The 13,711-nt window shown below is 42.5% G+C and carries 11 protein-coding genes; 7 read left to right on the top strand and 4 right to left on the bottom strand.

Going from position 1 to position 13,711, the window contains the following annotated elements; all coding sequences use genetic code 11:
• Positions 1-10: 10 nt before the first annotated feature.
• From mnmE to rpmH, 4 genes are all read right to left on the bottom strand, one after another.
• A complete protein-coding gene (mnmE, locus tag VP97_RS03095; RefSeq protein WP_050180220.1) occupies positions 11-1,396 on the bottom strand; it encodes a tRNA uridine-5-carboxymethylaminomethyl(34) synthesis GTPase MnmE in 1,386 nt (461 codons plus the stop codon).
• A 230-nt stretch (positions 1,397-1,626) separates the two neighbouring features.
• A complete protein-coding gene (gene spoIIIJ / locus VP97_RS03090; RefSeq protein WP_050180219.1) occupies positions 1,627-2,373 on the bottom strand; it encodes a YidC family membrane integrase SpoIIIJ in 747 nt (248 codons plus the stop codon).
• A gap of 47 nt (positions 2,374-2,420) precedes the next feature.
• Complete coding sequence (gene rnpA / locus VP97_RS03085; RefSeq protein WP_050180218.1) at positions 2,421-2,765, bottom strand: ribonuclease P protein component; 345 nt, start codon at positions 2,763-2,765, stop codon at positions 2,421-2,423.
• Positions 2,766-2,889: 124 nt separating this feature from the next.
• Entirely contained in the window at positions 2,890-3,024 is a 135-nt protein-coding gene (gene rpmH / locus VP97_RS03080; RefSeq protein ID WP_046180646.1) for a 50S ribosomal protein L34, read from the bottom strand.
• Between the two features lie 585 nt (positions 3,025-3,609).
• Here rpmH and dnaA point away from each other — a divergent pair.
• The 7 genes from dnaA to VP97_RS03045 all read left to right on the top strand — a co-directional run bounded on the left by dnaA (position 3,610) and on the right by VP97_RS03045 (position 13,534).
• Positions 3,610-4,965, top strand: a complete 1,356-nt coding sequence (gene dnaA, locus VP97_RS03075) for a chromosomal replication initiator protein DnaA (RefSeq protein ID WP_050180217.1) — start codon at positions 3,610-3,612, stop codon at positions 4,963-4,965.
• Between the two features lie 191 nt (positions 4,966-5,156).
• On the top strand, positions 5,157-6,293 hold the full coding sequence (gene dnaN / locus VP97_RS03070) for a DNA polymerase III subunit beta (RefSeq protein ID WP_050180216.1): 1,137 nt from the start codon (positions 5,157-5,159) through the stop codon (positions 6,291-6,293).
• A gap of 93 nt (positions 6,294-6,386) precedes the next feature.
• On the top strand, positions 6,387-6,623 hold the full coding sequence (yaaA, locus tag VP97_RS03065; protein ID WP_050180215.1) for a S4 domain-containing protein YaaA: 237 nt from the start codon (positions 6,387-6,389) through the stop codon (positions 6,621-6,623).
• Positions 6,624-6,646: 23 nt separating this feature from the next.
• The gene (gene recF / locus VP97_RS03060) at positions 6,647-7,765 is read left to right on the top strand and encodes a DNA replication/repair protein RecF (RefSeq protein WP_050180214.1); all 1,119 of its coding nucleotides are present in this window, start codon (positions 6,647-6,649) and stop codon (positions 7,763-7,765) included.
• A gap of 38 nt (positions 7,766-7,803) precedes the next feature.
• Positions 7,804-9,723: a DNA topoisomerase (ATP-hydrolyzing) subunit B gene (gyrB, locus tag VP97_RS03055; protein WP_050180213.1), complete on the top strand. Its 1,920-nt coding sequence runs from the start codon at positions 7,804-7,806 to the stop codon at positions 9,721-9,723.
• 165 nt (positions 9,724-9,888) lie between these two features.
• Positions 9,889-12,357, top strand: a complete 2,469-nt coding sequence (gene gyrA, locus VP97_RS03050) for a DNA gyrase subunit A (RefSeq protein ID WP_050180212.1) — start codon at positions 9,889-9,891, stop codon at positions 12,355-12,357.
• Positions 12,358-12,457: 100 nt separating this feature from the next.
• Positions 12,458-13,534 carry an HD-GYP domain-containing protein gene (locus VP97_RS03045; protein WP_050180211.1) on the top strand — a complete coding sequence of 359 codons (1,077 nt, stop codon included), beginning with the start codon at positions 12,458-12,460 and terminating at the stop codon, positions 13,532-13,534.
• Positions 13,535-13,711 lie beyond the last annotated feature (177 nt).

Genomic DNA, 13,711 nt, shown 5'->3' with positions numbered 1-13,711 from the left:
TTTCCGTTGCTTATTTTCCAAGGCAAAATTGTGAAAACAGCTGATCAATTAAACTTTCGTGGACACTTTCGCCGATAATTTCGCCGAGCAGCTCCCATGTTCTCGTTAAATCAATTTGAACAATGTCAATAGGCACGCCTGCTTCTACTCCGTTGATCGCATCTGTGATTGAACGGCTTGCTTGATTTAGTAAGGCAATATGACGTGAATTTGATACATATGTCATATCCTGCGCACCAACTGCACCTGAGAAAAACAAGCCGGCAATGGCTTCTTCAAGCTCATCAATCCCTTTTTCCTCAAGCAGTGAGGTTGTTACAAGACGGCTGCTGCCAGCCAGTTCCCGCACGCGCCCCATATTTATTTTCGGTTCAAGATCCGTTTTGTTCACAATAACAATTACATCCATACCGGCGGCTGCTTCGAACAGCTTTTCATCCTCCGGCGTTAAATCATCTGAATAATTCAGAACCAGTAAAATAAGATCCGCTTCTTTTAATACTTTTCTTGAACGCTCCACACCAATTCGCTCTACAATATCTTCTGTTTCCCGGATGCCTGCTGTATCCACAAGACGAAGCGGTACACCGCGCACATTCACATATTCCTCAATGACATCCCGTGTTGTGCCGGGAATGTCTGTGACAATCGCTTTGTTTTCTTGCACGAGTGCATTTAAAAGTGAAGATTTACCAACATTCGGACGTCCGATAATGACTGTCGACAGCCCTTCACGCAAAATCTTCCCTTGTTCAGCTGTCCGAAGCAGTTTTTCAATTTCGGATTGAACGAACTGTGATTTTTCAAGAAGCACGCGGTGGGTCATTTCCTCTACATCGTCGTATTCGGGGTAGTCAATATTTACTTCCACGTGCGCCAATGTTTCAAGAATCTCCTGACGAAGCCCTGCAATCAGCCGGGACAGCCGCCCTTCCACTTGATTTAAAGCAACGTTCATTGCTTTATCTGTTTTGGCACGAATCAAATCCATTACGGCTTCTGCTTGTGATAAATCAATGCGGCCATTTAAAAATGCTCGCTTCGTGAATTCTCCTGGTTCTGCAAGACGCGCTCCTTCATTTAGTACAAGCTGAAGCACACGATTAACTGCTGTAATACCTCCGTGACAGTTGATTTCGACTACATCTTCGCGCGTGAACGTTTTTGGCCCTTTCATTAAAGAGACCATTACTTCCTCGGCAATGCGTCCTGTGGATGGCTCGATCAGATGACCGTAGTGAATGGTATGACTCGGTACTGTGGACAATTGCTTTTCTCCAGGGGCACGAAAAACTTTATCTGCAATTGAAATAGCCTCACTGCCGCTTAATCGGACGATTGCAATAGCTCCTTCCCCAGGGGGAGTTGAAATAGCCGCAATTGTATCAAATTCCACTTTGTTCACCTCTTTCATATAACTGTTCATATATGTGATTGCCTATTGGCTTTTATTTGATTCCCTAAATAAATAGAATACCACAGCCAGGCTGTGAAAAAAAGGATCAGATTCATCCACATGTTGATAACTTTTTCGTCTGCTTATACCATTTAATTTGGAAAATCAGTCCTTTTTTTAAACAAAAAAAGACATTACTCGTAAAGAGCAATGTCTTTTTTCTTCTACCATTACATCCCTGCATCCTGCACTGGTTTGTTTCTGCCAATAAGCAATGTTTGAATAATCATAAAAATACTGCCGACTACCCAATACAAAGCAAGTGCCGATGGAAGGGTAATCCCAAACACAATAATCATGACCGGCATCAGATAAAGCATCATTTTCATTTGCGGATTATCACTTGCAGGTCCTGACATCATTAGTTTTTGCTGGATGAAGGTAAAAACACCAGCTAAAACAGATAAAATAATATCCGGTGAGCCCAAATCAAACCATAAGAAAGTATGGTTTTTAATTTCGCCCGTCCGCATAATAGCCTGGTAAAGACCGATAATAATCGGCATTTGCACTAAAATTGGGAAACAGCCGGCCAGTGGGTTTACCCCATGCTTTTGAAATAGCGCCATCGTTTCCTGCTGCAGCTTTTGCTGCGTCTGTGCATCTTTTGATTTGTATTTTTCTTGAATTTTCTTAATTTCAGGTTGAATCTCCTGCATCGCTTTAGCACTTTTTGTCTGCTTGATCATAAGCGGCAAAATAATGATCCGAATAATAATCGTGACAACGATAATACCAGGACCGTAGCCGCCCACGAGATCAGATGTAGCGGTAATAAACTGAGAAAGTGGATAAATAACGTATTCGTTCCAGAACCCTTCACTTTCTGCTGTGATTTCCTGGTTTACTTCCGTACATCCTGCCAGCAGGACGGAAAAAAGAGCCACGATCAGGAATGAAAGCGTTCTTTTATTCAAGCGGTTGCGCCCCCTGTCATTGGCTTAATTCTTTCTTATTCATTTAATTATTTTCGCTGAAGTGCCCGCGCCAGCTTTAATACGTGTACAAGACTTTCCTTTACTTGTGCGCAAGACATGTCCACTGCCGGCTTTCGGGCAATAATAATAAAATCCCAGCCGGGTTTAATATCTTCTTTTAATTCTGTAAAGCTTTGTCTTATACAGCGCTTGATACGGTTGCGTACAACAGCATTACCCAGCTTTTTGCTGACAGACAAGCCGATCCGAAACGGAACATTTTGTTCTTTTTTATACATGTACACAACAAACTGGCGATTTGCGAACGACTTCCCTTTGCTGAAGACCGTTTGAAAATCATTGTTTTTTTTAATGCGAAATGATTTTTTCATTTATGCCACCTGCCGGCTTTTCATTCATATAGAACAAAGGCGGATCTCGCAGCTTTTCGCTGCGACGCCTTTGTAGACCGCTTCCTGTAATCCTAAAAAAAGACCACTGAAATGGTCAGTGGTCTTATGCAGATAGTACTTTTCTGCCTTTAGCACGGCGGCTTGCTAAAACACGGCGGCCGTTTTTAGAACTCATACGTGCACGGAAACCATGAACTTTGCTTCTTTTACGTTTGTTAGGCTGATACGTTCTTTTCATATTAAAACACCTCCCTGAGGTTTTCAAATTCATATTTTCAAAACAGTCTTTGTTAATTATAAGGACCAGGGGCCATCCTGTCAACCATCTTTTAAAGAGCTTAAGGATCAGAATTATTTTACTGTCTTTTTGATAAGGAATGAAGGTTATACAAAAGATGTCTTTTACCGTTCATTTTTCATTTGTGGACAGCAATCGACGGCATTTTTGATTATCCACAGCTTCTTCTATGATTCCTTCACAAGTCCTCACCCTGTGGACAATCATTTTCACAGAGGGAAAAAGCCTGTGGATAATCCATTGAAGTCATTGCAACCTCTCACTTTTTCTGCTATTATTATTTTGTTTTCACTCTGGATAACTAAATTCGACATATTATATATCCACAACTGTGGATAATGTGTGGAAAAATAATAAACAGGGTGTTTTTATTTTTATCCACAACCTGTAGATTTTGTCGAAAAACTAGTTTTATCTTATTATATATTTACTAACAAACATTGTCATGCATAATTATGAATACTTAACTAATTGGGTTATACAAACGTTAAACAAACTGCACTGACAGTCAGTAAGGAGGGGCCAATGGAGAACATCGATGATTTATGGAATAAAGTGCTGGAGCGTATTCAAACGCGGATTAGCAAGCCGAGCTACGAAACATGGGTCAAGTCTACTAAAGCGCATTCTCTCCATGGAGATGCAATTGTAGTAGCAGCACCTAACTTTTTTAATCGCGATTGGCTCGAAGGACATTATACGCATTTAACCTCTGAAATTATTGATGAATTAACAGGCGAAAAGCTTGATGTTTACTTTATTTCGCCGGATGTTCATGACATGGAATCGTATGTACCGCCCTCGCAGCGTGCCGGGCAGCCAGCACCACCGCCTAAACCAAGCGGTGAAGCGACTATTCAAAGTATGCTGAATCCGAAATATACGTTTGATACGTTTGTCATCGGATCCGGCAACCGATTTGCCCATGCAGCGTCTCTTGCTGTAGCAGAAGCACCAGCAAAAGCTTATAACCCTCTTTTTATTTATGGAGGAGTAGGGCTGGGCAAAACCCATTTAATGCATGCAATCGGGCACTATGTGCTGGAGCATAACCCGGATGCTAAAGTTGTATATTTATCATCCGAAAAGTTCACAAACGAATTCATTAATTCTATCCGAGACAACAAAGCAGTAGAATTTCGCAACAAATATCGGAATGTTGATGTGCTGCTTATTGATGATATTCAGTTTTTGGCTGGAAAAGAACAAACACAGGAAGAATTTTTCCATACATTCAATACGCTGCATGAAGAAAGCAAGCAGATTATTATTTCTAGTGACCGGCCGCCAAAAGAAATCCCGACTCTTGAAGACCGGCTGCGTTCCCGCTTTGAATGGGGACTGATCACTGACATTACGCCACCCGATCTTGAAACACGGATTGCCATTTTGCGCAAAAAAGCCCGCGCTGAAAACCTTGATGTGCCAAATGAAGTGATGCTGTATATCGCCAATCAAATTGACACAAATATTCGTGAGCTTGAAGGGGCATTGATCCGTGTTGTTGCCTATTCTTCTTTAATTAACAAAGAAGTGAACGCAACAGTAGCAGCAGATGCTTTAAAAGATATTATTCCAGGGGCCCGTCCGAAATCCGTGACCATTCCGGATATTCAGCGGGTAGTTGGAGAGCAGTACGGAATCCGCCTGGAGGACTTTACAGCAAGAAAGCGGACAAAATCGGTTGCTTTTCCGAGGCAGGTCGCTATGTATTTGTCGCGTGAATTAACTGATTTTTCACTTCCTAAAATTGGCGAGGAGTTTGGAGGGCGCGATCACACGACTGTTATTCATGCCCATGAGAAAATCTCAAAGCTCATGGAAACAGATCCTGCTGCCGCTCAAAAAATAAATGAAATTATCACCATTTTAAAAGCTTAATAAACTGTGAATAAAAAAGGGCGCTCATCAACAGTCTGTCCACATGTGGATAGGCTGTTATTTCTTCATTTTTATATACTTATCCACAAATCAACAGCGCCTACTACTACGTCTATTATTTTTTTAATATAAAAATATTAAATTCGCCAATAAGCGAGTTGCTATCTTAAAATAATTTCGGAGGGATCCCTATGAAATTTTCCATACAAAAAGACCGGCTTGCTGCCGGCGTACAAGATGTCCTGAAAGCAGTAAGTTCAAGAACAACCATTCCCATTTTGACGGGTATTAAAATTCATGCGTCAGACGAGGGAATCACCTTAACGGGAAGCGACTCCGATATTTCCATTGAATCGTTTATTCCAAGTGAAGAAGGGGATGTATCCATTGCTTCGATCGAGCAAACGGGAGGGGTAGTTTTAAACGCCCGTTTTTTCAATGAGATTGTCCGCAAGCTGCCGGCTTCGACGATTGAGTTTGAAACATCTGCTTCTTTTCAAACGATCATTCGTTCAGGACATGCGGAATTCAGCTTGAACGGTCAGGATGCCGATGAGTATCCTCACTTGCCGCAAATTGAAGATGAAAATGTCTTTAAACTGCCGGCTGATCTTGTTAAAACATTGATCCGTCAGACGGTATTTGCTGTATCAACTTCAGAAACACGGCCGATTTTAACGGGTGTAAACTGGAAGATTGAAAATGGTACGCTTATTTGTACAGCTACCGACAGCCATCGTCTGGCTCTTCGCAAAACAACGGCAGAAGGGCTTCCAGCAGGGGAATACAACGTCGTGATTCCTGGAAAAAGTTTAACGGAATTAAGCAAAATTTTAGATGACACAAATGAGCCGGTTGAAATCGTCATGACAGAAAATCAGGTCTTGTTCCGTTCAAAGCATGTATTATTTTTTTCGCGACTGCTTGACGGCAACTATCCTGACACAACCCGCTTGATTCCTGATGAGTACAAAACAAAAATTGATTTAAATACAAAAGAATATCTTCAAGCCGTAGACCGCGCTTCTCTTTTGGCACGTGAAGGGAGAAATAATGTGGTGAAAATGAGCAGCGAGGACAGTGGAATGGTTGAAATTTCATCGAACTCACCAGAGATTGGAAAAGTAACCGAGCAGGTGAACAGCTTGTCGTCTGAAGGAGAAGAATTAAAAATCTCATTCAGCGCAAAATATATGATGGATGCACTCAAAGCGATTGAAGGGAACGAAATTGAAATTCAATTTACAGGCGCAATGCGTCCATTTGTGATTCGTCCGCTTCATGATGATTCAACACTTCAGTTGATCTTGCCGGTGCGAACGTATTAATTCAAACTCCGGAAAAGCGGGGCATATTTGCGCCGCTTTTTTTGTATTTATGTTAAAATAAAGTACTAAGATGTTTACGGAGGAAACCACATTATGATGACAAAAAAAGCTGAAAACGAGGAATTTATCACCCTTGGCCAATTTTTAAAATTAGCCGGTATTATTCAAACCGGTGGTCAGGCAAAATGGTATCTAAGTGAACATGAAGTATACGTTAACGGAGAGCTTGATGATCGAAGAGGAAGAAAGCTATATGAAGGGGATGAAGTGGAAATTCCTGGAGATGGCGTATATGAAGTGGGATTTGGAACAGAAGAAGAAAGTGATTAAGGGCCGTCGAAAGGTGTTTTTGCATGCACATTGAACAACTGGCTTTAGAGAATTACCGAAATTATGAATCACTCCTCGTTGAATTTGATAATACTGTAAATGTCATCATTGGCGAAAATGCCCAGGGGAAAACCAATATCATCGAGTCCATTTATGTGCTGGCCATGGCTAAATCGCATCGGACTTCGAATGATAAAGATTTAATTCGTTGGGAAGCGGAATATGCTAAAATAAAGGGACGAGTGCAAAAAAAGCACCAATCACTCCCGATTGAGCTTCTGATCTCCAAAAAAGGCAAAAAAGCCAGGGTTAACCACTTGGAGCAGACGCGTCTTAGCCAATATATCGGCAATATGAATGTCGTCATGTTTGCCCCGGAAGATTTAACACTAGTAAAAGGCAGTCCCCAGGTAAGGAGGCGGTTTATTGACATGGAAATCGGTCAAGTATCGCCTGTGTATCTGCATGACTTAAGCCTTTATCATAAAGTGCTGCAGCAGCGGAATCACTACTTAAAACAGCTGCAGACAAAAAAAGCATCTGACTTTACAATGCTTGAGGTTCTAACCGAACAGCTTGTGGAGTTGGCGGTAAAAGTAACAAAAAAGCGCTTTGAGTTTATTCATCTGCTTCAAAAGTGGGCTGGTCCGCTTCATGCCGGTATTTCAAGAGGGGTTGAAGAGCTGGCCATTGTGTATGAGCCGGCCGCTGGAATAAAAGAGGAGCAGAGTGACGAGCAGATAAGGTCAGCTTTGCTGGATCTTTTCCAGAGAAGCCGGACGAGAGAAGTGGATCGGGGTGTGACGTTAACCGGTCCGCATCGTGACGACCTCCTCTTTTACGTGAACGGAAAAAATATTCAAACGTTTGGATCACAAGGGCAGCAGCGGACGACGGCGCTTGCTGTAAAGCTTGCTGAAATCGAGTTGATTCAGTCAGAAATAGGTGAATACCCCATTTTGCTGCTGGATGATGTACTGTCTGAGCTTGACGATTACCGCCAGTCACATTTGCTGAATACGATTCACGGAAAAGTGCAAACGTTTGTTACGACAACAAACACGGACGGCATTGAACATGACACTCTAAATGCTGCCTCTGCCTACAGCGTCACCGCTGGGGCTGTAACAAAAATAAAGTAAGATCATTTTACCGAAAGAGAAGGTGACTGGATTTGACTATGGACCCGCAAAATACGACACCTTCCTATGATGAAAATCAAATACAGGTGCTCGAAGGACTGGAAGCTGTCCGAAAACGTCCTGGTATGTACATTGGCTCTACAAGTGCAAGAGGACTGCACCATCTCGTCTGGGAAATTGTTGATAACAGTATCGATGAAGCCCTGGCCGGGTATTGCGATGAAATTAATGTCATCATAGAAGAAGACAATAGCATTACTGTAAAAGACAACGGACGTGGTATTCCAGTTGGAATTCATGAAAAAATGGGAAGACCGGCTGTAGAAGTTATTTTAACTGTCCTGCATGCCGGCGGTAAGTTTGGCGGCGGCGGCTATAAAGTATCCGGCGGTCTTCATGGTGTTGGTGCTTCTGTTGTAAATGCACTTTCTACACTTCTAGAAGTATATGTGCACCGTGAAGGAAAGATTCATTACCAAGCATTTAAACGAGGTGTGCCACAGGCGGACTTAAAGGTAGTAGGTGAAACAGATATTACCGGCACACACATTCATTTCCGGCCGGATGGTGAGATTTTTACGGAAACACTCGTATATGATTACGATACGCTTGCTCAGCGGCTTCGGGAACTGGCTTTTTTAAACCGTGGCATTAAAATCACACTTGAAGATAAGCGGGAGGACGGCAAGAAAAACGAATATCATTATGAAGGCGGAATTAAATCGTATGTCGAACATTTAAACCGTTCAAAAGAAGTGCTTCATGAAGAAGCGATTTTTATGGAGGGCGAGCGCGAAGGAATCCATGTGGAAGTGGCCCTTCAATACAATGACGGCTATACGAGCAATATTTATTCGTTTGCCAATAACATCAGCACACATGAAGGCGGGACGCATGAGTCCGGTTTTAAAACAGCGCTGACGCGTGTGATCAATGACTATGCGCGAAAAAATGGCCTTGCAAAAGAAGTAGATGCCAATTTATCCGGTGAAGATGTCCGTGAAGGATTAACCGCTATTATTTCTGTGAAACATCCTGATCCGCAGTTTGAAGGACAAACAAAAACAAAGCTTGGAAACTCAGAAGCGAGAACCGTAACAGACAACATTTTTGCCGGACGGTTTGAAACATTCATGCTTGAAAATCCAAACACGGCCCGGAAAATTGTTGAAAAAGGCATGATGGCGGCCCGAGCAAGAATGGCTGCGAAAAAAGCACGGGAGCTGACACGCCGCAAAAGTGCGCTTGAAGTATCCAGCCTTCCCGGTAAGCTTGCCGACTGCTCATCACGCGATCCGAAAATCAGTGAATTGTACATTGTAGAAGGAGACTCTGCCGGCGGATCAGCGAAGCAAGGACGTGACCGTCACTTCCAGGCGATCCTGCCGCTGCGCGGTAAAATTCTAAATGTAGAAAAAGCACGGCTTGATAAAATTTTGTCTAACAATGAGGTTCGAGCCATGATCACAGCGCTTGGCACAGGAATTAGCGAAGAGTTTGACCTGGAAAAAGCGCGCTATCACAAATTAGTGATCATGACCGATGCGGACGTCGATGGCGCCCACATTCGCACCCTATTATTAACGTTCTTTTTCCGGTATATGCGTCCGTTGATTGAAGCGGGCTATGTATATATTGCCCAGCCGCCGCTTTATAAAGTGCAGCAGGGCAAAAATATCAGCTATGCGTACAACGATCATGAGCTTGATGAAATTATGAAGGATATCCCGGCAAACGCAAAACCAAGTTTGCAGCGTTATAAAGGCCTTGGAGAAATGAATCCAGCACAGCTATGGGAAACAACAATGGATCCGGCCACGCGCACACTGCTTCAGGTAACGTTAACAGATGCAATGGAAGCGGATGAAACATTTGAAATTTTAATGGGCGATAAAGTAGAACCACGCCGTAATTTCATTCAGGATAATGCCCGATACGTTAAGAATCTTGATATATAAGTTGAGAAAGCGCCCGTACGCTGCGGGCGCTCCCGCTTTTTAATAACATCCATTTTCAGGCGCCAGTCGGCTCAAAAAACAGTATGTAAGCTGTAAGGGAAGCTTTTTAACGCTTATCCACCGATAAGTGGGCGCCTTGTACTTTTCTTAAAGGGAGGACTTTTCATGGCTGACACGCCAAGCTCTAACGTAAAAGAGATTAATATAAGCCAGGAAATGCGGTCATCGTTTCTTGATTATGCGATGAGTGTTATCGTATCGCGGGCACTTCCAGACGTCCGTGATGGCTTAAAGCCGGTGCACCGCCGTATTTTATACGCGATGAATGATCTCGGCATGACAGCCGATAAAGCATACAAAAAATCTGCCCGGATTGTCGGGGATGTTATCGGTAAGTATCACCCGCACGGAGATTCAGCTGTGTACGAAACGATGGTGCGGATGGCGCAGGATTTTAACTACCGCCATATGCTCGTTGATGGACATGGAAATTTCGGCTCAGTCGATGGCGATGCCGCCGCGGCGATGCGCTATACAGAAGCTCGCATGTCTAAGATCGCGATGGAAATTACGCGCGACTTGAACAAAGACACAATCGATTACAAGGATAACTATGATGGTTCTGAAAGAGAGCCGGTTGTGCTGCCGGCCCGTTTCCCGAATCTGCTTGTAAACGGCGCTTCCGGTATTGCGGTTGGTATGGCAACAAATATTCCTCCTCACCATCTTGGTGAAGTGATTGATGCGCTGCTTGCGGTCAGCAAAAACCCGGATTTGTCTGTTCTTGAATTAATGGATTATATCCCGGGGCCTGACTTTCCAACAGCCGGTATTTTAATGGGCCGCAGCGGCATTCGTCGTGCTTATGAAACAGGCCGCGGCTCTATTATTTTACGCGCGCGGACAGAAATTGAAGAAAAAGCAAACGGTAAAGAAACGATCATCGTGACAGAGATCCCATATCAGGTAAATAAAGCAAAGCTTATTGAACGTATTGCTGAACTCGTTCGTGATAAAAAGATCGATGGTATTACCGACCTTCGCGATGAATCAGACCGCGAAGGTATGCGGATTGTGATGGAAATTCGTCGTGACGCTAATGCCAGTGTTGTGTTAAATAACTTATACAAGTACACGGCGATGCAGACAAGCTTTGGAATCAATATGCTGGCACTGGTAGATGGCCATCCAAAAGTGCTGAGTTTAAAAGAGTGTTTAACACACTATTTAGCGCATCAGCAGGAGATTATCCGCCGGCGTACACAGTTTGACTTAAACAAAGCTGAAGCACGTGCTCATATTCTAGAAGGTCTACGTATTGCTTTGGATCACATTGATCGCATTATTGCGTTAATCCGTGGTTCGCAAACAACAGAAATGGCGCGCGAAGGCCTGATGGAGCAGTTCGGATTGTCTGAGAAACAGGCCCAAGCCATTTTGGACATGCGTTTACAGCGTTTAACTGGTCTTGAGCGTGAAAAAATCGAGGAAGAGTATCAAAACCTTCTCGCGGTAATTAGAGAGTTAAAAGCGATTTTAGCGGACGAAGAAAAGATTCTTGAAATTATTCGCGAAGAGCTGCTTGAAATTAAAAACCGGTACGATGACAAACGTCGCACAGAAATTACCGATGGAGCACCTGGTGATTTGCTGGATGAAGATTTAATTCCGGTAGAAAAGATTATTATTACATTAACCCATAAAGGATATATTAAACGTCAGCCGATATCGACTTACCGGAGCCAGCGCCGTGGAGGACGCGGTATTCAGGGGATGGGCACCAATGAAAATGATTTTGTTGAACAACTTTTAACAACATCAACCCATGATACAATCCTTTTCTTTACGAACAAAGGAAAAGTATATCGATTAAAAGGCTATCAAATTCCGGAGTTCAGCCGGACGGCTAAAGGCATTCCGCTTGTAAACCTGCTTGGTGTAGAGCAGGATGAGTGGGTGAACTCTATGCTGTTTGTTGAAGAATTCACAGAGGACTCATTCCTTTTCTTCGCAACGAAGCAGGGAATCGTGAAGCGCACCCCGTTAATGGACTACGCCAATATTCGAACAAATGGCTTGATCGCTCTGAATATTCGGGATGAAGACGAACTTATTTCTGTCCGATTAACAAATGGTGAAAAACATATTGTAATGGGAACCCACGATGGAATGCTTATTCGTTTTCCGGAAGATAATGTTCGTTCTATGGGGCGTACATCAACTGGCGTAAAAGGAATCACCTTATCTGAAGGGGATTATGCTGTTGGAATGGAGCTTGTAGAAGAAAATGATTATATTTTAATCGTCACAGAAAATGGATATGGGAAGCTGACGTCTGAATCAGAATATCGTATGCAGACACGTGGTGGAAAAGGTCTTAAAACACTAAATATTACTGGTAAAAACGGAGCCCTCATTGCGGTTAAGACTGTTACCGGTGAAGAAGACCTTATGCTGATCACCATGGGTGGTGTAATGATCCGGATGGATATTGCTACTATCTCTATTACCGGCCGAAACACACAGGGCGTAAAACTAATTCGTCTTGGTGAAAACGAAACAGTAGCTACAGTAGCAAAAGTAGAAAAAGAAGATGAAGAGCCGCTTGAAGAAGAGGAAGAAACAGAAGAATAAAAAAAAGCGCAGGTATTCCCAAATACCTGCGCTTTTTTATCTATCATTTATACGTTGATTTCTTTATAATTAGGTATAAAGAATCAATGGAGGGCACGAGATGCACGTGAAAATTGAAGACATCAAGCCGGGGTATCAGGTGAAAGAAGCTATCATGGCTGCAACAGCTACTCCTATTATTGCGGCCGGAACGATTTTAACAGAGCAGCATATTCGATTTTTAAATGCTTTTTCCATTCAATCAGTGGATGTAATTGTACAAGAAGAACAGTTGGTATTACTGAACCCGTCAGCCATATCAACTCGTTCCTTGTCGGGTGCTGAACGAATGGAACAGCTTTATTTTAAAACGTTAAATAGTGTGAAGGCAGAGTTTCAACGCTGGCAATCCGGAATGAATGTGGAAATTGCCCGTGTACGCACAATCATTTTACCGATATTAGAATATATATTAGAACAGCCGCAGCAGTTTGAAAAAATGTCAGCCTACGCTAGAAAAGACGAATATTTGTATCATCATACATTAGCAGTCAGCTTGCTGAGCGGGCTGATGGCCCAAAAACTTAATTATGACAAAGGGCTGATTGTTCAAGCAGCACTAGCAGGTTTTTTAGCAGAATGCGGGATGTCTAAAATCACCATGTCCTTACTAAGTAAAAAAACAGCTTTAACCGAAAGTGAGTATAAAGAAATACAAAATCATCCAGTAGTGAGCTACAAAATGATAAAGGATCTAAAGCTTCTTAAGCCAGAAGCAAAGCTGGCGGTTTATCAGCATCATGAGCGAATGGACGGCTCTGGTTATCCAGCTGGTACGAAAGGGAATTCGGTCCATATACTTTCCCAATTAATCGGCCTGGCTGATACGTATCATGCTTTAACAACAGATCGACTGTTCCGAGCAAGAAAGTCTGTTTTTAAAGCTGTGGAAATCATTCAGCAGGATTTGTTCGGTCAATTCGATCTTTCTGTTACAGAAGCATTGTTTTCGCTTGTAGCTGAACTATCGCAGAATATGCAGGTAACATTATCAGATGGAAGTACAGGGAAAGTAATTTTTATTTCTCCTGTAAATAAAACGAGACCGCTGGTTCAGCTTGTAAATGGAGAAGTCATTGATTTGGTTCAAAGAAGAGATTTATGCATTGAAACAGCAGAGAAAAAAACAGCCTATTAAAAACGGCTGTTTTTTTATAAAAAAGCTTGCTCTTTATTTTTATACATGGTATATTATTTAAGTCGTCAGGTGATGACGATAAACAAAAGGTAAATTGAACATTGAAAACTGAACAAAATCAATAAAAACGTCAACGTTTTATATTTTTATCTTTCATTAAAAACACCCCGTGTTTTA

This window comes from Domibacillus robiginosus, from assembly GCF_000966195.1.
GTDB classification, from domain to species: Bacteria; Bacillota; Bacilli; order Bacillales; family Domibacillaceae; genus Domibacillus; species Domibacillus robiginosus.
The sequence above is the reverse complement of the archived record's forward strand: the minus strand, read 5'-3'. Positions and strand labels throughout refer to the sequence as shown.